The sequence below is a fragment of the Novosphingobium sp. 9 genome (assembly GCF_025340265.1).
Lineage (GTDB): Bacteria > Pseudomonadota > Alphaproteobacteria > Sphingomonadales > Sphingomonadaceae > Novosphingobium.
The window spans coordinates 2,211,264-2,230,744 of the sequence record NZ_CP022707.1 but is presented as its reverse complement, the minus strand read 5'-3'; the positions used below and the strand labels follow the sequence as shown (position 1 = coordinate 2,230,744).

Below are 19,481 nucleotides of genomic sequence, written 5' to 3'. Positions count from 1 at the left end.
ATCGGTGATCAGAACTTTGCCAGCAGACTCACGCTCCATTCGCGACCGGCCAGGAACTTGTACTGGTCATCGGTCGGCCCGTCGTTGATCGAAATGTCGGTGACAGCGCGGGAGTTGAACAGGTCCGAAACGGTGCCCTGCACGGCGAAGGGACCGAAGTCGTAGCCTGCCGAGATGATCGTCGTGTTGTAGCCGGCGATGCGGTAATCGGCGGGCTGGTCGTCATCGGCGTATTGCGCGCCGACGACCTTGTCGATGATCGAGGCGCGGATCGGGCCCTGCTTGTAGATCACGCCGGCTGCCGCCGTCATGTAGGGGGCATTGGCGATCTGTAGATGCGTCTCGTTCGACTTGGCAAAGTTGCGCGAGGCATTGGCGAACACGGCCAGATGCTTGTCGAACGCATAGGTGATCTGGCCTTCCGCGCCCTTATACGTCACGCCGCCTTCGTTGTAGTAGATGGTTTCACCATCGACCTTCATGTCGTTCAGCTTGTTCGAGAAATCGATGTAATAGATGTCGGCGTCGACCGAGAGGTGCGAGCCGTGGAAGACGAAACCGGTCTGGTAGTTGGTCGACTTCTGCGGCTTCACGGTGTTGAGCGAGGGGTCCTGAACCTGCATCACATCGAGCGGCGGGGCGAGGAAACCCTTGGCATATTCGGCATAGAACGCGAGCCGTTCGGTGGGCTGCCAGTTCACCGTCAGGAACGGCAGGTTTGCGCTCCAGCTTTCCGAGAAGTGCGCAGGCTCCTGCGTTTTCTGGTTCACCAGCGCATCGACTTCGCGGGTGATCTCCATGTGCTTGAAGCCGGGCGTGATCTTGATCGTCGAGGTCGGGCGTACTTCCAGCTGGGCGAAGACCTGCGCCTGATTGCTCGACGAGTTCTGGTCATAGTCGATGTAGGCGGGATCACCATCCTCGGCATAGTTGTACGCATCTGCTGCCGGACCACCGGCGGTCAGGTCGTAGTCGTAGCGCTTGCGGGAGGTGTTCTCCCAGTACAGCCAGCCGCCCGCCGTCAGCGTGGCTGGGCCGAAATCGACCGCCGTCTTCAGGATGTCACCCCAGACACGATAGCTGTTGAGCTTGGTGTAGCCGGGAATATCGCCGGAGATCTTGTTGCCTTCGGAATCGTAGGTCTTGAGCTTGTCGGTTCCGGTCGAATCTTCGGCCGACAGGGTCGAGTTGTTGTAGTGGAAAGTGTAGAAGCGGTTTTCCAGCTTGGTGCCGGGCGCGATATCTGCCTCGAACTTGGCAACCTCGAAGTCGGTGCTCTTGTTGGTGTAGTTATATTTGTAATACTGAGTCGACGTCGGATCGTTGTTCAGCTGGTAGTTCTTGCCGTATTCGGCTTCCTGCGCCAGCGTGATGCCATCGTCGTCGGGCTGGTTGAAGTGGTTCTTGTTGTAGGTCGAGAGCAGCGTCAGTTTCGCGCTCGAACCGATCGGGATCACGGCCTTTCCGAACAGGTTCAGTTGGTGGTAAGGGGAGTAGGTGAGACGCCCGTCGGTATCGACGTACTGTCCACCCAGCACCATCTGCGTGCCGCCCAGCTTGTCGATCGAGCCGGTCTGGAACAGGCCGCGCAGCATCCACGTATTGAACGAGCCGTACTGCGCGCGCAGCGAGGCGCTGGCATCTTCACGGGTCTCCCGCGAGTAGAGGTTCACTGTGCCGCCGAACGTCGCATCGCCCAGATTGTCGGCATTGCCGGGGCCGCGGTTGACCACCACCGTCTCGATCGTGTCCGACGGAAAGAATGTGTTGGAGTGGTGGGTATAATCGTTGGAATCGCCGAACGGCACGCCATCGTAGGTGATGTTGTATTCGCCGTCCTGAAAGCCGCGAAGACGTCCTGAGGATTCGCTGATCCCCATGCCGCCACCACCGCCGCTGGTGGAGAAGCTGGGCGTGATGAGGGCAAGCTGGTTGAAGTCTGCCGTTGCAGGCAGCGAATCCTCGATGAACGATCGTGAGACGATCGCCTGCGGTTCGATCGTCTGAAGCGAGGCGGTAACGGGCGCAATTTCGTTGGCGACCGTTGTAGTAACGACGATATCGGCGCCCTCGGCAATGCCGTTGGACGGGGCCTCGTCAGCGGTCTGAGAAGTGCTTGGAGGACTTGCAGTATCGGCAGCGGCTGCGAAGGCCGGAGATGCCATGAACAGTCCGAGCGTCAAAGCGGCGAGGCCAACTCCATGACGATCGGGAAAACGAGCGTTGTGCGGCAATGTCATGAATGGCCCCCTGATGGCAACTGTGTCGCGTTGCCGCTAAGTGGGGGATGTGACGCTTTTCGGTCTTGTTGGTGACGCGAACGTTACGGAAATTTATACTTCTATTGTATTGCAGGCTCTATTTTCAAAAAATGCCGGTTTTCTGCGCATTTCAAATGCGTTGTTGGCATCGAAAATTATTCTTCATTCTCAATAATAAACTGGCGCACGCACGCAGATCGCTTTTTATCTTTGGGCGATCGACGCCCAGATAATTTCATTGCCGGGTGATGACGACCTTGCGGGAATGCCTTGCCAGACCAGACCCGTTTGCGGCTGTTCTGGCGAGCAGGCTGAGGGGGGGCGGAGACGAATGCGAGGCACTGGATGGCGCAAGCTATGAGAGCTGCAATGCGTGCTACGAGCGTAGCGATGCATAATGTGCTCACGGTAGGAGCGGAGACCGGATTCAGAAAACCATGGTGCAACGATTGTTATGAAATGGTCGGGGAGACATGGTGATGCGACCACTTTTAAACTATTGAAATATATTAATTTATTTAAGTCTTGTTCGTACTGAAACCAAAGAATCCAACCAATTTTGCTTAAGCTGCTGCGATGCAAAATGGTTCGAAATGAGAATAAGGTAGGCCGAGTGTCGCGGAGGATGAGCCGTGGCATGGGCTGTGGATAACTTCTGAATGGGCATCCTTTCCGGATTAGTTCTTCGAACAGGATGGGCGACAGACGCGCCATTTGCTTGTCTGTCAGCCAATATAATCACTCATGTCCAGTCTCCTTACGGAGCATGAATCGCATTCTCGGCGGCGAATCAATGGATCCTGAGCTTAAGGACAGAATCGATCCGGCTCTGCTGGCGAATGAAGTCCGGTTAGAGCGGATTTCGACCGGTATGAATCGGTAGGGATTCCCTACGATAGCGTTTTGTGATTCATAATCCGTGCTGGTGAAGGAGGCTGGCATGGATGGGTCATCCGCTTTCGATGGATTTGCGCTCGCGGCTTTTGGCAGCGATCGATAACGGATTGAGTTGCCGGGCGGCGGCGGCGCGATTTGGTGTTGCCCCCTCGACGGCGATCCGCTGGCATGCACTTCGGCGCGACACGGGCGCCTTTGCCGCCAAACCGCAAGGCGGTGATGTGCGTTCGCGCCGGATCGAGGAACGAGCGGCGGAAGTCCTCGCTGTCTGGGAGGCGCGGAAGGACATTTCGCTGGAAGAACTACGGGTGGATCTGGCCGCAGCCGGACTGATCGTCTCGGTAGCGGGACTTCATCGGTTTTTTGTACGTCGGGGCATGACGCGCAAAAAAAGACTGGCCATGCAATCGAGCAGGACCGTCCCGACGTCCTGAAGCAGCGGCATGATTGGTTCGAGGGGCAGGTCGACCTCGAACCAGGACGCCTGGTCTTCATCGATGAAACCTGGACCGCCACCAACATGACCCGCAGCCATGGCCGCTGTGCCAAAGGCGAGCGACTGCGGATGGGTTTCCCTCACGGGCACCGCAAGACCACTACGCTGGTCGCGGCTCTGCGCATGACGGGCATGGTCGCACCGATGGTACTGGACGGTCCCATCAACGGCGATTGGTTCGAGGCCTACGTGGCCCAGGTTCTCGTACCTGAACTGCGGCCAGGTGACATCGTCATAATGGACAATCTGTCGAGCCATAAGCGTCCGGCTGTCCGGGATCGGATCGAAGCAGCAGGTGCGACACTGCGCTTCCTTCCGCCCTACAGCCCGGACTTCAATCCGATCGAGAAGGCTTTCTCCCGCCTCAAGGCCCTCCTAAGGAAAATCGGGGAGCGAACAGTCAGCGGTCTGTGGAGCCTCATCGGAAAGCTCGTCGACATCTTCCAACCCGCCGAATGCGCCAATTACTTCAGCTCTTGCGGATATGATCCAGACTGATCGAAATCCGCTCTAGCCCAAAAAAATGCCGGTAATCTCGCTCGAAATTACCGGCATTGCAGGTTCACAGAGTTACTGAGCAAAGGTTCAGCAGTCCTACAATTGCTTGGACCACTGCTTGTTCCGGTCACTTAGCTATCGGGCCGTCAGATAAGCGGGTTGTGGGTCTTTCAAGATTAATCAGCGGGAGCATGCTGAACCGCTCCAGGATCTGCACCGGGGCGCTTCATGATGTCCGCACCGCCCCACATGATGCCCACCGCAAGCACGAAAATGATGGTGATCACGCCGACAAGGGTGATGCTGAGTTTCCTGCCGCCCTTGTTTTCAGTCGAGCGCTGATTGCTGTTGTCCAAATCGATTCTCCAATTTTGTCTTGCTGGTCAAACGCAGCAAATGTCCCTTCGTTGCTGCCCTCGTAGGCTCGAGCGCTGCTCACAGCCGAACGTGAGGGAATTTAAAATCCTGAAACTGATTGATTTTACCGGCTGAGGGACAGAGCATGGTCCGAATGGGAAGAGAAATAGCGCCAACAATTCAGCGTGAGAAAAGCTGGGTAATAATGAATCAGGGATGGGTTGTACGCATCGGAGCCGAACCGAACATGCGCTCGATCCTGATAAAGAGGAGCGTGCTGGCGGGCGCAGCACAAGCGATAATACCTCCCTTGCGTGACTTGATTGGTGAAAGGGTCGAGGCTCTGTTCGACGAAATCGACCTTGTCTTGCCGGCCAAGCTCCTGCGTGCTCCGCCGGGCGCCATCTTTGCCGCCATTATTGGTGCAGAAGATATTCCAAACTGGTCACCGCAAACGGCTATGGAAAGGCGTGTACGCTGATCACCGCTACCAGCCGCTAGGCCTCGGCGGGCAGGGCTAGACTTTGCTGAGAACGCCAGCGCTAGAATATTTAAGTATGGTTCGTAAATTCCACGTGGATGTGCAATTGTAGATCGGAACCATTTATGACCGAGGTTGACTGATGGCGACTGAATGCACCGCTTACCTCGACGCCAAAGGTAACCTTCACAGCAATTTGGAAAAGGCCACGCTAGAGGATCTGGCCGGCGTGCTGGGCCGTGTCGGTGACGAAGGTGGAATGACGGCAGGGGTCGCGCGCATGATCTTTGACAAACGTAGAGAGATTGAGCGTGTGTTCGCCGAGCATGACGTGTTGGTCGCCAATAAGCGGGCCCATACAGGGGAGGCGGGCGACGTTACCCAGCCCAACCTGCACGTGATACACAAATTGTCCGATTGAGGCCCACCCTAGGCGGCCTGGATAAATTTGGCTCGCTGAATGTCTGCGATGGTTGGCTTTCGTCCAGCCCGGTATTGGCGCCGCATGCGGGTGAAGCCGACCGTCGGCTCCTGTGTACTGCGCGGTACCGCCCGACCCATTGTGGTCGTTCACCTCCCAAATTTTACACCCTCAGGCACGGACTGGCGGCGTTGCTATTCTAGATGCCGCCGACTGGCCGGCAATGGCCGTTCATCTCTACCCCGGACTAAAAGGGTGGGTGCGGGAATCCGCATGTTGCACCAACAACGTTTCGACCTAGTGCAACGCTATGTAACTTCTTTGCTTGCCGAGGGTTTAATCGTTGCTGCTGTTGAATTGGGCTTCGGCACGCGCAAACAAGATCATCGCTGGAGAAGATAATGACGCCCGTGACCACTTTGCCAATTCGTGCCTTCGAACTCGCCCGTGAAGGTCACTGCGTATCCATTAAGGAGCTGCGCTCGCGGTTGGCGCAGGAGGGCTTCACGCAAATCGATGCGCACTTCGATGGGCAATCATTCAAGAAGCAGCTGTCTGCGCTCATGCGCGAAACAAATGCGAACCCTACAGCCTGACGCCTTATGGCCGATTGCGGAAGGTCGTCTTACTGTTTCAGAGGGGCAAATAGCTGCCCGTCATTTCCGGGCGAGCCTTCGCCTTTTTTTCTCAATGGACGGCATTCCGGAAAACATTTGTGCCGCACGCTGCGACTTGCGCACACTGGTCGCCGTGCTTCATGGCTTGAAGAGCGGATGTCAGTAGACCGCCAATGATCAGAGGCAGCCATGGATCTCATCGCCAGTTACGCAATCGCAGCGGGGCCGACTTACAACGAGACTGAGGTCAGATATTACTTGATCGACCCGCTCATCCGGCACCTTGGTTATGGAGAAGATGAGACCTCATATCTCGATCTAGAGCGCGTTCTCAAATATCCGTATTTTCATATCGGACGCCGATCGGGAAAGGATGTGCCGCTTGGGAAGGCCGATTATCTGGCAGGGCTAAAAGGTGCTCGCGGCAGCTTCGTTGTTGAGGCGAAAGCTGGCAGCGTTGCAATTACAAATCTGGAAGTCGAGCAGGCTCATTCCTACGCCGCCCACGCGCAGGTCGGCGCTAATTACTTTCTGCTTTGTAACGGGCATGAGCTACGCATCTACGAGACCCTCTCCGGACCGAGCGCTCAGCCAGTCGTAGCCATTCCGATCGCCGAGGTTAATCAACGTTTTCACGAGATAGAGAATATTCTCTCGAAAGTTAATCTGGCGCGACTTTGCAAGGTTGAATATGATCGCGGTCTCAAGCTCTGCAATGGTCTAGGATCGGCCGTCAACCTGCGTTCGGGCTTCTACAAAATCATAGATCAGAACTATCGCATCTTTGTCGATGGAGAGGATCATACCCAGGTTCTACGTGCAAATCTCCCGCAGATTGCGCAGATGGAGCAGCAGCTAGAACAGCTCAAAAATGTTTTTATCTTGCGAGTCGAGTCAGGCAGGCTGGAGCGCGACGAGAACGGGCGTATCTTAGCCAGAGCGCAGATGAGTGGCGCGACTGAACCCAACCGGCAAGGCATGGAGATGATGGGAATTGACCAGCTTTCCTTCACCACAGCCGCAAAGTTCATCTCGATCGATGCAGATAATCTGACGCTCTTTGAGACCATCAAGGACTTCTCGATCCCGCAAGGTACGTTGATGCCCCAACTGATGGGCGAAGTAGGTCAGATGGCTAACACTGTCGACGGTGGCCTTTTTCTCCGTATTTGGATGTATTTCAATGGACAGGAGATAATCGGGGAATTTCATGCGTCGTCACATTATGACATCGCACTCCCCGTCCCCCAGTCATTCCGGATGGAAATTGAATTCACAGGCACGTTTAAGCTTGTGCCTGACCTCTAGTCCATCACTTCTGATGGTCTTGCGGTTCAAGTCGCCGGAAGATGTTCGCTTCGGAAAGGCGGTCGCCTGTCGCGCCGATCTCCGCGTTAATCACCGGGCGGTTGTCGATTGTGTGGAGCAGCTTTACAGCTTCAAAGCTTGAAATATCCTCTCCCGCCGCGACCTCCTTAACCACTTTTTCGATGATCTCGCGCAAATCATTGATATCTTTGCCTCGGTCCTTCAAGCTTAGAAGTATCCAAGGGACATCGGTTGCAGCACTATCCTGTCCACTGTCACTCTGTGCGAGCAGCTTAGGAATAAAATAGAACGGCGGCAGAGTGCAGATCAGGATCGCAGGGCATGTCTCATCGGCTTCGGGTCCAAAGCAATTGTCCCATGAGAGGGCCTCGTTGCCAAAATGTAGATTTTTGAGCGCCGAGATCGAAACGACATTGCCCGACTGGGAAAATTTAGCATTCATTTTGGGCACCGATGAAACCAACTCGTCGATGACATCTTCCTCTATATCATAGTAATTAATGATATAAACAAAATATCTTACCCCAGCTAGTTGGGGTTGGACTGCATTTATCTGAGCAATAGATGTAAGATGCAGGCCCATAATTCCACCTTCTTGCAAAAACGTTTAATGTATGACTGATTGTAGCGCAGTTGTTGATGCTTTAGAAGGACCGGAACAACGCCCCCTATCGTCATAAATCTAAATGTCCGCTTTCCGGCGAGAGAAAGCCATATTCGGATGGCGGCGACGGGCGCATAGGAGCCCAGCGGGCTCACAGAGAATTAACCGCCCACGCTGCCCGTCTGCAACCGCCCCAAGCTGGCCCTTCAACGGGCTGGACGCGGACCTCTGAAGCGGACATTCTCGCGTCCATGTCAAACACGCCTCTTGCCCTAAGAAATAGCCTGTTCTGGCTTGTGTTCATCGTATGGGTGGCAACAGCAGTTCCGGTCGCGTTGTTCAGCCTTTTCACGTTGGAACTTCCGCTCTGGCCCTCTTTTAGTGCGGAAAGCACACCCGAAGGCATCTCCGTCTGGGCCGCAGTAACAGCTTGGTTCTATATCACACCCGTCGCGCTATGGGTCATTCGCCGCCGGAAACGCCGAACGTTGGCTCTATAGCCCTTCGCGATCAGAAGCAGCCTGTCGCCTAGCCACCCCTGATTGCCGTTCCGCATGGCTCATCGCCAAATTTAGCGTTGTGAAGCCGTCAAACCGGTTTCAGGCGGCGCGAACCAACGGAGGTTAGATTGGAATGGGTGGATTGCGGACCGACTTCTACCGCTACCGAAGCGGCGTAGAGCGGACGTTCGGGTTGCCGACAATGGAGCTAGGCGCTGGTAGCTCTCGGATGGCCAACTCCGGCGTCAGTGCCACGGCCGAACACGGCACATAGGGCTAAGAGAGCTATACCGACATCGATAAAAACGTCTGCGGGATTGAATACCCAAATGAAGCCAGCCTTAGACGCATCAAACATATCGATAACCGAGCCGAGCCAAATCCGGTCGATTGCATTCCCAACCGCTCCGCCCGTTATGAATGCCAGTCCCGCCACCATAAGAGGCTCATGTTTTCTGGACCAGACCCAGTAGATAATGAAGCAGGCCACCACGGCGTTAAGCGCCGCCAAGCCCCATCGCGTTACGGTTCCATAATCGGGCGTCAGCCCAAATGCATTGCTGCGGTTGAAGATTAGCGTAAGGTTGACTGGCCCAGGTATGGAAAGGCTCTGCCCCAGCGCAAGCGTACTGTAGGCCCAGAGCTTCGTGATCTGGTCAATGGACAGCAGCATGACCACAATCAGGATCAGCAGACCAATCCGTGTCCCCTTCGACATCCAGTTCACCTCTCACCGCAAAAATGACCGTTCGACTTTCTGTATGAATAACGACCGCTCACGGGAAAGCCAATCTGGTTGATGGGAGGCGACGCTGGGGCGGTTGCGGACGGGCCGCGTGGGCGGTTAGTTCTCTGTGAGCCCACTGGGCTCCTACGCGCCCTTGTCGGTCGCTCCAAGGGCGATCTACCGCCCCAGCAAGCCGTCTGTCCGGTTAGGCTTGTCGATCCGAGCAACCAGCAGCCGGGATGGGTGGGAAGCAGTCGTTGAGCGAGCTGCCTCATCGGGCTATGACGGCAGCGTGATCAAGGTGTCCGAATGACTGTTACGCCCAGCGACTGGAAGCGACTCCCGTTCGAGGACATGGTCGCGATCCCCTATCGTGCCGATTTCTCCCAAGAGCAGTTTGAAAAGCTATCTGCAGGTTTGCTCCCCCGAGCAATGGAAGATAAGTGGTTTGTCTATCTCGATGATAACGAACTCTGCTTTCACAGAAGCTGGACCGGGCAAGGCATTTACAAAATTATGATTGCGCAAGACGGCGAGATATACGCCGTCACCAACGCGCTCTGCTCAACCAAGATGCTGGAAGCGAGTGATCGGGAATATCAATCAGAGCTTCTTGATTTCCTGATCTGCAACCTACTGCTTGGCGAGACAAAACCATTCCCCCGGCCAGCGGGCATCACTGAGCAGCTTCCGGGCGTGTATCAGCACGCTATTTCCGGCACTGGCTATCGAGAAAAAATCGTCGCAAAAAAGCCGTGGTGGAAGCTCTGGACGTAATGACCGCAATGGGGCGGTGGCCGACAAGCAGCTTTTTCTCGTCAGACAAGCGGGTCCACCCCGAACGAATGACCGCTTCTGCGCAATGGGTACGAGCCGCCGGACGACGACAATAGGCGCCATCCGGAAGGATCATAGTTCAACGGCGACCCTTGCATGCCGCCACTATCTGGGCTGGCGTTGCAATTTTACCAGAGCCTCGTCGAGGCTGGAGAGAAATCGCGAGCGGTCGGCCTGGCTGAAAGGCGGCGGCCCACCGAGGCTGTCGCCACCGGCGCGCAGATCGGCCATAATGGCACGCACGGCGATGGCGCCGCCGATCGAGGACGTGGTGAACGGCTTGCCGTTAGGCGCGATAACAACTGCCCCCAGCTTCAGGCAACGGTCTGCCAGCAGGATGTCCGCCGTGATGACGACCGTGTTGGGCGTGGTGTGCTCGGCGATCCAGTCGTCCGCGGCGTCGAACGCATCGCTCACCACCTTGCGCGATATGCTAGGCTCGCGCGGTATGCGGATCGCGCTGTTGCTGACGACAACGACGGGCACCTTGTATCGGGCCGCAACCTTGTAGGTCTCGTCCTTCACAGGGCAGGCGTCGGCGTCGATCAGAATCTGTATCATGCCTTGCCATAGCGGCGGTGCGGAGGAATGGCGAACCTTGGTGATCTAAGGTTTTTATTCGCTGTCGGGGCATCAGCGCGCCGCCTGGAATTGCCAACGACGGCTCGATCGTTCAGCAAGCCTGCATGTCAGCCTGTCGAAGGAGCGTTTGAATATGCCGCAGCACCTCAGGATCGATTTCGTGTCGGATGTGGTCTGTCCCTGGTGCGTCATCGGCCTCAAAGGCCTGGAGGCGGCGCTTGAGCGGCTTGGCGGGGAAGTCACGGCGGACATCCATTTCCAGCCTTTCGAACTCAATCCGAACATGGGACCCGAAGGGCAGGACCTGCGCGAACATATTTCCCAGAAGTATGGCAGTACGCCGGAACAGTCGGCAGCGGACCGGGCGGCGATCCGGGAACGGGCGGCGGGCGTCGGCTTCACGATGGCCATTGCTGACGATAGCCGCATCTACAACACGTTCGATGCCCACCGTCTGCTGCACTGGGCGGCAGGGCAGGGGCGGCAGTCCGCCCTCAAGCATGCGCTGTTCGAGGCCTATTTCACGCAAGGGCGCAGTGTCGCGGATCATGAGGTGCTGGTGGATGCAGCGACGCGGGCAGGCCTCGATCGCGCGCGGGCAGGGGACATTCTTTCCGGCGATGAATTTGCAGAAGAAGTGCGTGGCGAGGAGGAACTGTGGCGCTCACGCGGCATTTCCAGCGTGCCGGCCATCGTCATCGATGAGAAGTATCTGGTTTCGGGCGGCCAGCCCGTCGAGGTGTTCGAGGATGCGTTGAGGAAGATCGCTGCCGAGCAGGCGGCGGCTTCTCGCTAGCGGGTTGGCCAGGCGTCTACGGGTTTGAGCCGGGTGAAGTCGATGAAAGCCCTGAGCGGCGGGGGAAGCTGCCGGCGACCGGAGTAGTAGAGCATCGGCCCCGAGAACGGCGCGTCCCATTCGCCAAGTATCCGCTCGAGCGTGCCTGCCTGTATGGCCGGGGCAAGCCAGTCCTCGAACAGATGTATGATGCCCAGACCTGCTGTTGCGGCCTCGATCAGCAGGTCGCAGGCAGAGTCCGGCTGGATTAGCAGAGGGCCGGGGGAATCGAGGCGGACACCTCCTCGCCGCGCTCGAACTCCCAGGTGGCGCGTGCGCCGCTGGAAAAGCGCAGGCAGGCATGATCGAGCACGCCCGGCGAGCCATGGTGCATTTGGAATTTGGGCACTGTCGGCCTCGCCGTCAATTCCGGTGCGCGCGAAAAAGGGGACTTTGTATTGCAGCGTATAAAATTTGCGTCTGTAGAAGACGGCGCAGTCCTGCTGCGCCGTCCTCCCCATGGCCTCTATCAGCCGTTGAGCTTGTCCTTGACCGCCTTGGCAGGCGCGAAGGTCAGCTTCTTGGAGGCGGCGATCTGGATGGTCTCGCCGGTCGATGGGTTACGGCCTTCGCGCGCCGGGGAATCCTTGACCTTGAACTTTCCGAAGCCGTTAAGCGAAATTTCGTCACCGGCTGCGGCGGCATCGGCGATCGCTGCGAAAACAGCATCGACCGCCTTCTTGGCGTCGGCCTTGGTCATGCCGGTTTCGGTAGCCAGCTTGTCGGCGAGGTCTGCATTGTTCATCTGAAGTGATCTCCTGCCGTCTTGGTGCTTTGTGGGTGAGAGCTATATCGGGTTGCTCTGGCCATCAACGTGCCCGCGACCATCTCTGTGCATAGCTTTGACCAAGACCGAATTCTTGCAGAGGCGTGCGTACAGTGAATGGTTTTCGTTGGGGGAAACCACGCCAGTCATCGACCCTCGTCGATCGTTCAGCCGTCGAATTTCAACCTCCAGGTGCGGCCCGTCGGCTAACCCATCCTAGACGCCGAAGATTGGCCGTTAGGCGAATGTCCGGTCCGGAGTAGGGCACCGGAAATAGCTGACGTTCAAGACGAGGCGGCAGCCGATTAGTTCGTGCCATCCAACGACCGGAGGGCGAATGACCGGATCTGGTAACGATACAGCGGCTGTTCTAAGGTATCGATGCCCCTGAGGCGCTACAAGGACTTACGCGGCACGTTCCGCCGCGATTGAAGAGCGTTGCAAAGTGCTGCTTCGAGATCTGCTGCGCGGAACGGTTTAGCTAGCGTCGCAACGTCACTGAAATCCTCTCCATCGCTCGCATGACCATAGCCTGTGGCAAATATGAAGGGGATGCCGCGCGATCTCAGTAGGGTGGCGACCGGATAGGATCGCCCGCCATGAATGTTCACGTCCAGCATGGCGACGTCGAACTCCTCGCGTCCGGCGAGTTCCAGCGCGGTATCCAGTCGCATGGCCGGGCCGATCACGATCGCGCCCAGGTCCATCAAAGTGTCTTCGATATTCATGGCAACGATCATTTCGTCTTCCACGATCAACACGCGCTTACCCGCGAGAGACATCGCGACCTCCCAGGTTGGCCAGTGGCGCTGCGATCAGGCACTTCAACCCTTCGCGCGCGAAGGACATTTCCGCCGTGCCGCCCAGTTCGGCTGCAAGGCCGCGCTCGATGAGGCGCGACCCGAACCCCTGCCGCGACCTTGCCGAAACAGGCGGGCCACCATGTTCTTCCCAACTCAGGTGGAATTTCGGATCTTGTTCCTCCTCCACATCCCACGAGACCCTCACACGTCCTCGAGCAGCCAAAAGCGCGCCGTATTTGGCGGCATTGGTGCAAAGCTCATGAAGCGCGAGGGCGATGCTGACCGCTGCTTTTGGTTCAAGGGCGATCGCCGGTCCAGTGACATCGAAACGGCTTTCACCAAATGGCCGGATTGCATTCTCAACGATATCCGCCAGCATGGCGTAATCCCAGCTTTCCTGGGTCAGCAGATTATGCGCATCCGACAATGCGAGCAGGCGCCCTTCGAATGCCGCGCGGGCCTCCGCAGGCTGACGATCCCCTTTGAAGGACTGCGCGGCAATTGACTGTACGACGGCGAGCGTATTCTTGACTCGGTGGTTCAACTCATCGACGAGCAGTTCGCGATGCCGCTCGGCGAGCTTGCGTTCGGATATATCCTGAACAAGCCCATAGAATCCCTCAATCGAGCCATCGGGACCGCGCTGCGGAATATAATCCACGCGAATATGTCTCGGTCTGATGCCGGAGTACGGCATGAAGGTTTCGAATTGAACTTCCGTACCGGCCAGCGCGGCGTCAATGTGCTGTTGAACGTGGCCAAGCGCTTCCGAGCCGATCATGTCCTCAACGCGGGCCCCGAGAATTTCGTCGATCGGGCGGCCCAGCCAGCCTTCATACGCGCGGTTTACAAAGCGATAGCGCAAGTCGCGATCGACATGTGAGATCAGCACGGGCAGGGCGTCAGTGAGCGCCTGAAGGTGCTGTTCGCTGCGCCACTGCGCAGCCTGGGCAAGGTCAGTTTGCTCGCGCGCCCGAGAAACCCGCTCGCGGGCCGCCTTTTCACCGCGCAGCTCGGCAAGGTCAAGCGCCCCGCCGATACGCGCGCGCAGCTCTAGGGCGCTGAAGGGCTTTACAAGATGATCGTCTGCGCCTGCCTCGAGGCTTTCGATCCGTGCGTCCTCACCAGCCCTGGCAGAGAGGAAAATGACGGGGATGGTCTGCGTCGCTGGCTCGTCCCGAAGCGCGCGAAGGAGTCCGAATCCATCCAGGTGCGGCATCATGATGTCCGACAGCACAAGGTCCGGCCTCGTCTCGCGGGCCAGGGCTAGAGCCTCAGCGCCGTCAGCGGCGACGGTGACGTTGAAATCCGGTGCCAACAGTCGTCGCACGTAGGCGCGCATGTCGGCATTGTCATCGGCCAGCAGGATCCGTGGGCGCTGTGGCGCGGGCTCGGACAGGGGGAGTGCCTCCTCAGGGAGCCATCGCAATGCCTCCTCGACGTAAGCGCTCGCGCGAACGGAGGTTGATTCAAATTCACCTGTGCCGAGAGGAGCGGAGCCCGTTCCCGGCTGCGCAAGAGGGAGCGTGACCGTGAATGCCGACCCGCGCCCTTCACCCGCGCTTTCAGCCACGATGGTGCCGCCCTGGAGTTCGACCAGCTGCCTGACCAACGCCAGACCGATACCCGAGCCTTCATAGCTGCGAGATTTTTGCCCGGCGATGCGGTGGAACCGAACGAACACGTTATCAAGTTCGTGGGTTGCAATACCAGCGCCGGTGTCGCTCACGGTCAGTATGGCCGCATCGTCGGCTTCACTCAAACGGACCTCGATCGACCCTTCGTGCGTGAACTTGAAGGCGTTGGAAACGAGGTTGAGCACGATCTTCTCATACATCTCGCGATCGACGCGGGCAGGCCGCGACAGCGCAAGCGCCTTGACACGAAAATCCAGACCGGCCTTTTCAACCGCCGCCCGAAAATTGGAGGCCAGGTCAACCGTCAGCGCAGCAAGATCGACAGGCTCGGGCGCTGCTGCCATCCGGCTCGCCTCCACTCGGGAGAAATCGAGAAGGGTGTTCACGAGACGCAGCATGCGAAGCGCATTGCGGTGCGCAAGCTCGAGCGCATCGCGATGGGCCGGCATGGAGGCGGGCTCATCGCTCAGCGCTTCCTCGAGCGGTCCGAGTATCAGCGTGAGGGGAGTGCGAAACTCGTGCGAGACGTTGGAGAAGAACGTCGTCTTGGCTCGATCGAGTTCGGCCATTTCGGCGGCACGGCGCTGCTCATGCTCACGCGCCTTGGCATTGCGTATCGCAACGGAAACCTGCCCACCTACAAGCTCGAAGAATGACCGGTAGGCCTCGTCGAGCGCCCGGTTGGGCGAAATTGCGCACACGAGAAGACCATCGATCGCATTCTGCTCGCCCAGCACGGGTAGGCAAATGGCTGAGACTACTGGATCGAGATAGGCGCCGCCTTGCGCTGCTACATGGATGTTCGCCGTATCAATGACGAAGCTGGAGCCTCGCAGTGCAGCGGACAAGCCCCAAGGATCGCCTTCGTCTGCCATCTGGCGAAGAATATCGGCCGCAAGACCAAAGGACGCGGCAACTTCATGTCCGGTCGCAGCGCGCAACAGCAGCGCAGCATAAGGTATGTCGAGGGGGTCATCGGCAAGCGCGGCCATGATATCGAGCGCGGCTTGCCTCGTCTGCACTGCGCTGGCCGCCCTGGCAGCGAGTTCGCGAAGCAGCTTGAGGCGGCGCTCCCCCACTATCTGCTCAGTCACCTCCGAGCACACCGCAAGCATCCCGGAGATCACACCATTGTCATCCTCCGCCGGAGCGTGGCTTACCGAAAAATAAGCCTCTTCCCGATAGCCCGAGCGATGCATCTCGAGGGTAACGCCGGTGTCCAGTTCGCATCTCCCGTCGCCATCACCCGCTCGATCATCGGGCCAAGCGTCCCCCATGCCTCTGCCAGCGTTATTCGAATATCGGCACCGAGCCCGGCAGGATGTCTGTCTCCGATCAGCTTGGAATAGGCATCGTTGTAAATCTGGGTGAAATCACCGCCCCACGTCAGAACCATCGGATATTGTGACGACAGCAGCGTCCTTACCGTCGAGCGAAGGCTCTGCGGCCAACTGTCAACAGGCCCCAAAGGCGTTTTCGCCCAATCCAGATACCGACCTATTGAGCGAATTTCACCGGAGCCGGAAAAGAGCTTCTGCGCCGAATGATGGCCCGGCGGATCGATAACAGGCAAAGGAACGCTTTCAGGAGGGGCAACTCGTAAGAGCCGCTGCAATGATGGCATGCCATCAACGCTTCTTCTCCCGAAAGGTGCCGGATGGGCGCAGAAAAATTTTTTTATAGCGCATTGTTTCTGCGGCAAGGGAGCACAAGTTGGAATTCGCAGTGGAGCGAGATCTTATGGTGTCAGCGGCCAATCTCCATTTAGCGGGCAGCGGGACGTCAGCTTGGCGACCGTCGAAGCGCCTGCGCAGAGCATGAGGGTTTTCGACCGAATATAAGCCCGTCATCGCCTTTGACGCCCAGCACCGCTGTGATAGCGTTGGGGCCTTGCGCGACGATTCCTACCGGTTTCGTCCCTATCAAGTGAGCGTCCCGCTCCCGCGCGCGCCGATGGGAGTCAAAGTTGAGCCTGACGAATACGACCGCAGAACATGGCGAACAGGTCTGCCACGATATTCAAACTGAGCCGGATATGCGTGCGCGCGTCGATGCCTTCGACTGGAGCACGACGCCGCTGGGACCGAGGGCCAACTGGCCTTCAGAACTCGAAATCGTTGTGCGCCAGATCCTGGATTCGAGCTTTCCCAAGGCCATTGTCTGGGGCGATCGTTACACGACGATCTATAATGACGCCTTCATCCCCATTCTGGGGAACAAGCATGTCGCACTGGGACGCTCCTTTGCCGACATATGGTCGGAGGGGTGGGCCTCTATCGGCCCCATTGCGGAACGCGCCTATACTGGCATCCCAACATATATTGAGAACTTTCCACTGATTATCGACCGTAGCGGCGAGGAAGAGCAGGCCTGGTTCACCTTCTGCTACAGTCCGCTGCGCCTCGCGGACGGGACCGTGGTCGGAATGCTCGATACGGTCGTGGAAACCACCAACACCGTCAGGGCGCAGGAAAGCCTGAAACTGGTCAACCAGGAACTCGGGCATCGCCTTAAGAACACGCTTGCGCTGGTTCAGGCGATTGCCGTGCAGACGTTGCGGGATGCGGCTGCGACAAAGCAAATGGAGAGTTTCTCGAAGCGGTTGGGTGCGCTTGGACACGCGCACGACATCCTGCTGCGTCAGGACTGGTCATCCGCGTCACTCTTGGAAGTCGTCTCAGCATCGTTGGAACCGCATGATCCCGGTGGACAGATCGTCGTCGAAGGGCCTGACACTGCGATCGGATCCAGGGTCGCGGTCGCGCTGACTCTGATGTTGCATGAGCTTTGTACGAACGCCGCCAAGTATGGCGCGCTATCGACGCCAGAGGGACGAGTGACCCTGTCATGGAGCATCGACGACACCCATCTCTCGCTTTCCTGGGCCGAGCGGGGTGGACCGCTGGTATCGCCTCCATCGCGTAAAGGATTTGGATCCCGGCTAATCGGGATGGGCCTTGGCAGGTCGAGTGTCGTCGACCACCGTTTCGAAGCGGGCGGATTGTACTTCGAGATGCGCTCGCTAATTGCCGAGTTGGCCGACTGAACGGACCGCACCGCATTGACGCGAGCGACGCCTACTGGCGAACGCTTCGCGTTGGTGGCTGGATTGGCGGCTTTCGCGGACTGGGTCTTAGCGCCTGAATGACCTGGATGGGCGCATATTCGACTGACAGAATTGTTGCCTAATCCATCAAGCGCTGCAGTCTGGTCAGCTGCCTGGGTCAGGATCTATTGCAGACAGTGCGGGCGTCCCGGCCCCTTGCGGCCCCGGCCGCGCTCTACCTCCGCATGCGCTTCGGCCGAGCCCCAAGGGTCTCGTCGGCAAAGCCGTAACGATCGCCTGACGCTTGTGAGCGCCCCTGCGGTGCAGGCGCGCCATGCGGTCGCCGCGTGATGTCACGCGGCGGGGTTAGGTATTGTGGGCCTGGCGGCTCCAGGTGACGGGGGGCGTCGCTACCCGATAGCCCCGCCTCGCCGGGGCGCAACCCGGCCGCTTGCGCTGTCCGGGTCTTCCACTTCGTTGCAGCCTTGCAGGTGCGCCCCGCCTTGGCCGGCGGGGCTGTCCGGTGCGCTCCTGCCGCCCCCCGCCACCCTGGCGCCGGGCCATGGCGGTTGAGGAAGGAGCGAGAGACACTATGGCCAAGGACGAACGGCACAGCCTCTATGGCGAGGTTACCAACCGGATCATCGCGCAGCTGGAAGAGGGACGGGTGCCATGGGTACAGCCATGGGAGGCCGACAGATGCCCGGTGACGATGCCGGGCAATGCCGTGACCGGTAGGTTGTATTCGGGGATTAACGTGCTGCTGTTGTGGTGCGAGGGGATCGAGCGCGGGTTCACCTCGCAGCGCTGGCTGACCTACAGGCAGGCCGCAGCGGCAGGGGGCAATGTCCGGCGCGGCGAGACCGGGACAGTGGTATGCTATGCCGACCGCTTCACGCCCCGTGAAGAAGCCGAGAAGGCTCGCAGCGAGGATCGTGACGCAAGGACGATCGCCTTTCTCAAGCGCTTCGTGGTGTTCAACTTCGACCAGTGCGAGGGGCTGCCCGAGACGCTGGCGGATAGCGCTGCACCAACCGACCCGGTGATCGCGATTGCCGAGGTGGATCGCCTGATCGCCAATTCGGGCGCGGACTTCCGCATCGGTGGGCCATCGGCCTTCTATTCCCCGCTCGAGGACTATGTGCAGGTGCCCCCGCAGGCCGCGTTCCCCGAGCCGATCAACTGGTTCCGGACGGCGCTGCACGAGATGGGGCATTATGCCGGAGGGAAGGGGCGGCTGGAGCGTGACCAGAGCGGTGCATTCGGTTCGGCTTCGTACGCAAGAGAAGAACTGGTCGCCGAGCTGACATCGGCCTTTGCCTGTGCCTCGCTCGGGATCGAGCCGACGGTACGACACAGCGATTACATCGGATCATGGCTCGAGGTGCTGCGGGCCGACGAGAAGGCGATCTTCCGCGCGGCCAGTGCTGCCAGCAAGGGCGCCGATTACCTGCTGGCCTTTGCGACAGGAGGCCAGTGATGCGCGCTGCGATCATCCTGCACCAGCGGGTGCGCGAATGGGCCCAGCGCTGGCGGTTTCGCCGGATCACCAATCCCCAGTTGCGCCGCATGCTGTGTGCCGTGCACGCCTTGCCGGCACGCGAGCAGGAAGTGTTCCGGCTGGCCTGTTACGAAGACCTCTCCAACGAGCAGGTCGCAGCTCGCATGGGTCTGAGTACCGATGAGGTAGTGCAGCACCTGTCGCTGGCCTTGCGGCTGGTTGCAGACTCCTACGAGCGGCAGCAGCAGGGGCGATGGTAGCCAAGGAGCAGGAGCCGCCCGGCACG

General features: G+C 58.6%; 21 protein-coding genes. 10 read left to right on the top strand and 11 right to left on the bottom strand.

Annotated elements, in window-relative coordinates; genetic code table 11:
• Positions 1-8: 8 nt before the first annotated feature.
• Entirely contained in the window at positions 9-2,240 is a 2,232-nt protein-coding gene (locus tag CI805_RS11015; protein ID WP_260923238.1) for a TonB-dependent receptor, read from the bottom strand.
• A 965-nt stretch (positions 2,241-3,205) separates the two neighbouring features.
• Between CI805_RS11015 and CI805_RS11010 the strand changes: the two genes are divergently transcribed.
• A protein-coding gene (locus tag CI805_RS11010) for an IS630 family transposase (protein ID WP_260923236.1) occupies positions 3,206-4,152 on the top strand; the annotation gives its coding sequence in 2 pieces (ribosomal slippage) (positions 3,206-3,542 and positions 3,542-4,152; 948 coding nt in all).
• Positions 4,153-4,328: 176 nt separating this feature from the next.
• On the opposite strand, the gene CI805_RS11005 is transcribed toward CI805_RS11010, so the two are convergent.
• Positions 4,329-4,508, bottom strand: a complete 180-nt coding sequence (locus CI805_RS11005) for a hypothetical protein (RefSeq protein WP_260923233.1) — start codon at positions 4,506-4,508, stop codon at positions 4,329-4,331.
• Positions 4,509-4,654: 146 nt separating this feature from the next.
• On the opposite strand from CI805_RS11005, the gene CI805_RS11000 reads away from it, so the two are divergent.
• The 4 genes from CI805_RS11000 to CI805_RS10985 all read left to right on the top strand — a co-directional run bounded on the left by CI805_RS11000 (position 4,655) and on the right by CI805_RS10985 (position 7,336).
• Positions 4,655-4,990 carry a hypothetical protein gene (locus CI805_RS11000; RefSeq protein ID WP_260923232.1) on the top strand — a complete coding sequence of 112 codons (336 nt, stop codon included), beginning with the start codon at positions 4,655-4,657 and terminating at the stop codon, positions 4,988-4,990.
• A gap of 142 nt (positions 4,991-5,132) precedes the next feature.
• A complete protein-coding gene (locus CI805_RS10995; RefSeq protein WP_260923226.1) occupies positions 5,133-5,411 on the top strand; it encodes a hypothetical protein in 279 nt (92 codons plus the stop codon).
• 401 nt (positions 5,412-5,812) lie between these two features.
• Positions 5,813-6,007, top strand: coding sequence for a hypothetical protein (locus CI805_RS10990; RefSeq protein ID WP_260923225.1), 195 nt, complete (start codon positions 5,813-5,815; stop codon positions 6,005-6,007).
• A 210-nt stretch (positions 6,008-6,217) separates the two neighbouring features.
• The gene (locus CI805_RS10985; protein WP_260923224.1) at positions 6,218-7,336 is read left to right on the top strand and encodes a type I restriction enzyme HsdR N-terminal domain-containing protein; all 1,119 of its coding nucleotides are present in this window, start codon (positions 6,218-6,220) and stop codon (positions 7,334-7,336) included.
• Positions 7,337-7,340: 4 nt separating this feature from the next.
• On the opposite strand, the gene CI805_RS10980 is transcribed toward CI805_RS10985, so the two are convergent.
• Positions 7,341-7,940 (bottom strand): hypothetical protein, encoded by a 600-nt coding sequence (locus CI805_RS10980; RefSeq protein ID WP_260923222.1) that lies wholly within the window; start codon positions 7,938-7,940, stop codon positions 7,341-7,343.
• Positions 7,941-8,669: 729 nt separating this feature from the next.
• The gene (gene lspA / locus CI805_RS10975; RefSeq protein WP_260923220.1) at positions 8,670-9,179 is read right to left on the bottom strand and encodes a signal peptidase II; all 510 of its coding nucleotides are present in this window, start codon (positions 9,177-9,179) and stop codon (positions 8,670-8,672) included.
• Positions 9,180-9,497: 318 nt separating this feature from the next.
• Here lspA and CI805_RS10970 point away from each other — a divergent pair, with 318 nt between their 5' ends.
• Positions 9,498-9,965, top strand: coding sequence for a hypothetical protein (locus tag CI805_RS10970; RefSeq protein ID WP_260923217.1), 468 nt, complete (start codon positions 9,498-9,500; stop codon positions 9,963-9,965).
• A 165-nt stretch (positions 9,966-10,130) separates the two neighbouring features.
• Here CI805_RS10970 and CI805_RS10965 read toward each other — a convergent pair whose 3' ends face one another.
• Positions 10,131-10,586 carry a YaiI/YqxD family protein gene (locus CI805_RS10965; RefSeq protein ID WP_260923215.1) on the bottom strand — a complete coding sequence of 152 codons (456 nt, stop codon included), beginning with the start codon at positions 10,584-10,586 and terminating at the stop codon, positions 10,131-10,133.
• A 154-nt stretch (positions 10,587-10,740) separates the two neighbouring features.
• Here CI805_RS10965 and CI805_RS10960 point away from each other — a divergent pair, with 154 nt between their 5' ends.
• Complete coding sequence (locus CI805_RS10960; RefSeq protein WP_260923213.1) at positions 10,741-11,403, top strand: DsbA family oxidoreductase; 663 nt, start codon at positions 10,741-10,743, stop codon at positions 11,401-11,403.
• Here CI805_RS10960 and CI805_RS21110 read toward each other — a convergent pair.
• The 6 genes from CI805_RS21110 to CI805_RS10935 form a co-directional block, all read right to left on the bottom strand.
• A complete protein-coding gene (locus tag CI805_RS21110) occupies positions 11,400-11,585 on the bottom strand; it encodes a hypothetical protein (protein WP_409934955.1) in 186 nt (61 codons plus the stop codon). The genes CI805_RS10960 and CI805_RS21110 overlap by 4 nt on opposite strands.
• Positions 11,586-11,650: 65 nt before the next feature.
• Positions 11,651-11,791, bottom strand: coding sequence for a hypothetical protein (locus CI805_RS10955; protein WP_260923211.1), 141 nt, complete (start codon positions 11,789-11,791; stop codon positions 11,651-11,653).
• A gap of 120 nt (positions 11,792-11,911) precedes the next feature.
• Positions 11,912-12,187, bottom strand: coding sequence for an HU family DNA-binding protein (locus tag CI805_RS10950; RefSeq protein WP_260923210.1), 276 nt, complete (start codon positions 12,185-12,187; stop codon positions 11,912-11,914).
• A 416-nt stretch (positions 12,188-12,603) separates the two neighbouring features.
• On the bottom strand, positions 12,604-12,969 hold the full coding sequence (locus CI805_RS10945; RefSeq protein WP_260927948.1) for a response regulator: 366 nt from the start codon (positions 12,967-12,969) through the stop codon (positions 12,604-12,606).
• A 4-nt stretch (positions 12,970-12,973) separates the two neighbouring features.
• On the bottom strand, positions 12,974-15,847 hold the full coding sequence (locus CI805_RS10940) for an ATP-binding protein (protein WP_260923209.1): 2,874 nt from the start codon (positions 15,845-15,847) through the stop codon (positions 12,974-12,976).
• Positions 15,805-16,350: a hypothetical protein gene (locus CI805_RS10935; RefSeq protein ID WP_260923208.1), complete on the bottom strand. Its 546-nt coding sequence runs from the start codon at positions 16,348-16,350 to the stop codon at positions 15,805-15,807. Before CI805_RS10935 ends, CI805_RS10940 begins: the two co-directional genes overlap by 43 nt.
• Positions 16,351-16,614: 264 nt before the next feature.
• Between CI805_RS10935 and CI805_RS10930 the strand changes: the two genes are divergently transcribed.
• From CI805_RS10930 to CI805_RS10920, 3 genes are all read left to right on the top strand, one after another.
• Complete coding sequence (locus CI805_RS10930) at positions 16,615-17,694, top strand: sensor histidine kinase (protein ID WP_260923207.1); 1,080 nt, start codon at positions 16,615-16,617, stop codon at positions 17,692-17,694.
• Between the two features lie 592 nt (positions 17,695-18,286).
• The gene (locus CI805_RS10925; protein WP_260923206.1) at positions 18,287-19,174 is read left to right on the top strand and encodes an ArdC family protein; all 888 of its coding nucleotides are present in this window, start codon (positions 18,287-18,289) and stop codon (positions 19,172-19,174) included.
• Positions 19,174-19,455, top strand: a complete 282-nt coding sequence (locus CI805_RS10920; RefSeq protein WP_260923205.1) for an RNA polymerase sigma factor — start codon at positions 19,174-19,176, stop codon at positions 19,453-19,455. Before CI805_RS10925 ends, CI805_RS10920 begins: the two co-directional genes overlap by 1 nt.
• Positions 19,456-19,481: the final 26 nt, after the last annotated feature.

Excerpts from the sequence above, each read along its gene's own strand:
- CI805_RS10925 (WP_260923206.1), top strand. The coding sequence starts at position 18,287 with ATGGCCAAGGACGAACGGCACAGCCTCTATGGCGAGGTTACCAACCGG.
- CI805_RS10960 (WP_260923213.1), top strand. The coding sequence starts at position 10,741 with ATGCCGCAGCACCTCAGGATCGATTTCGTGTCGGATGTGGTCTGTCCC.
- CI805_RS10985 (WP_260923224.1), top strand. The coding sequence starts at position 6,218 with ATGGATCTCATCGCCAGTTACGCAATCGCAGCGGGGCCGACTTACAAC.
- CI805_RS10940 (WP_260923209.1), bottom strand. The coding sequence starts at position 15,847 with ATGCATCGCTCGGGCTATCGGGAAGAGGCTTATTTTTCGGTAAGCCAC.
- CI805_RS10980 (WP_260923222.1), bottom strand. The coding sequence starts at position 7,940 with ATGGGCCTGCATCTTACATCTATTGCTCAGATAAATGCAGTCCAACCC.
- CI805_RS10990 (WP_260923225.1), top strand. The coding sequence starts at position 5,813 with ATGACGCCCGTGACCACTTTGCCAATTCGTGCCTTCGAACTCGCCCGT.
- CI805_RS10965 (WP_260923215.1), bottom strand. The coding sequence starts at position 10,586 with ATGATACAGATTCTGATCGACGCCGACGCCTGCCCTGTGAAGGACGAG.
- CI805_RS10995 (WP_260923226.1), top strand. The coding sequence starts at position 5,133 with ATGGCGACTGAATGCACCGCTTACCTCGACGCCAAAGGTAACCTTCAC.
- CI805_RS10970 (WP_260923217.1), top strand. The coding sequence starts at position 9,498 with ATGACTGTTACGCCCAGCGACTGGAAGCGACTCCCGTTCGAGGACATG.
- CI805_RS10950 (WP_260923210.1), bottom strand. The coding sequence starts at position 12,187 with ATGAACAATGCAGACCTCGCCGACAAGCTGGCTACCGAAACCGGCATG.
- CI805_RS10920 (WP_260923205.1), top strand. The coding sequence starts at position 19,174 with ATGCGCGCTGCGATCATCCTGCACCAGCGGGTGCGCGAATGGGCCCAG.
- lspA (WP_260923220.1), bottom strand. The coding sequence starts at position 9,179 with ATGTCGAAGGGGACACGGATTGGTCTGCTGATCCTGATTGTGGTCATG.
- CI805_RS11000 (WP_260923232.1), top strand. The coding sequence starts at position 4,655 with ATGGTCCGAATGGGAAGAGAAATAGCGCCAACAATTCAGCGTGAGAAA.
- CI805_RS11015 (WP_260923238.1), bottom strand. The coding sequence starts at position 2,240 with ATGACATTGCCGCACAACGCTCGTTTTCCCGATCGTCATGGAGTTGGC.